Annotated in this window: 1 protein-coding gene and 1 pseudogene; both read left to right on the top strand. The window is 67.0% G+C overall.

The features are described 5' to 3' along the window. Positions 1-129: 129 nt before the first annotated feature. Positions 130-627: pseudogene (locus B1A78_RS23325) on the top strand (PepSY domain-containing protein); the annotation flags it as partial. A gap of 86 nt (positions 628-713) precedes the next feature. Then, positions 714-1,292, top strand: a 579-nt coding sequence (locus tag B1A78_RS23320; protein ID WP_306171670.1) for a PepSY domain-containing protein, incomplete at its 3' end; no start/stop codon positions are given.

Below are 1,292 nucleotides of genomic sequence, written 5' to 3'. Positions count from 1 at the left end.
GATCGTGCCCGTCGCCTGGGGCGCCTGCATGGCGTGGACGCTCGCCGACAATCGTATCCTGCGCGCGACCGCCGTGCTCGTCGGCGTCGCCGTCGTCAGCTTTACCGCCGCCATCTTGAAGGGCTTCGCATGACCGCCGCTCCCGCCAAAAAGCCCGTGAAGAAAAAGGATCTGATGGCGCGTATTCCCGCGGGCTTCGTGCGCGCGGTGCTGCGCGGCCACAGCGGTCTCGGTCTCGCCTTTGCCGCGCTCATCTATCTCATTTGCCTGTCGGGCAGCCTCGCGGTCTTCGCGCATGAATTCCAGCGCTGGGAAAGCGCCGCCGGGCCGCAGGTGACGAAGGTCGGCCCCGATGCGGTGCAGGCGGCTTTCGCGAGCGCGATCGCCGCGGGCGGGACAGGCGTCGAGCATGTCTATCTGACGCTGCCGAGCGCCGACCTGCCGCGCTTCCTGCTCCATGTCGACGCCGACGAGGACCGCGAATTCCTCGCCGATGGAGCCGGCAAGCTCGTCCCCGGCACCGAATTCGCCTGGACCGAGTTCATCACCCGGCTCCACATCAACCTGCACCTGCCGACGACCTGGGGCGTGTTCATCGTCGGCCTCGTCGGCGTCGCTTTGCTGTCGTCGCTGATCTCGGGCATCCTCGCGCATCCGCGCATCCGCGCATCTTCCGCGATGCCTTTCACCTGCGCATCGGCGGGTCGAAACGGTTGCAGGAGGCTGATCTCCACAACCGGATCGGCGTGTGGGCGCTGCCCTTTCACGTCATCATCTCGCTCACCGGCGCGTTTCTCGGCCTCACGACGATCGTTGTCGGCGTGCTCGGCATGGCGATGTTCAACGGCGACGCGAGCAAGGTCTATGCGCTCTTCTTTCCCGAACCGCCGATCGACGACCCGCGCCCGGCGCCGGTGCTCGACCTCCGCCCGATGTTCGCGAAACTGCCGCAGGACGGCGGCCGGCTGACCTATATCTTCACCGAGCATCCGACCGAGCAGGGCGGCGCGGCGCTGTTCAACATCAAGCAGCCCGATCGCCTCGCGGGTACCGATAGCTATGCCTTCCGCCGCGATGCGACCCCTTATGACATCGGCAAGGCGGCCGACAATAATCTCGGTGAGGATCTGCTCGGCGGTATGGGTGCGCTCCATTTCGGCTGGTTCGGCGGCGGGATCGTCAAGATCGTCTATTTCGCGCTCGGCCTCGGGCTGACCTATCTCGCCGCGGGCGGGGTCAACATCTGGCTCGCGCGCCGCCGCGACAAGGGGCGACCCGCGCCGGGGTGGGAA

It is taken from the genome of Sphingopyxis sp. KK2 (assembly GCF_001990265.1).
GTDB lineage: Bacteria > Pseudomonadota > Alphaproteobacteria > Sphingomonadales > Sphingomonadaceae > Sphingopyxis.
This window is presented reverse-complemented; position numbering and strand designations above follow the sequence as displayed.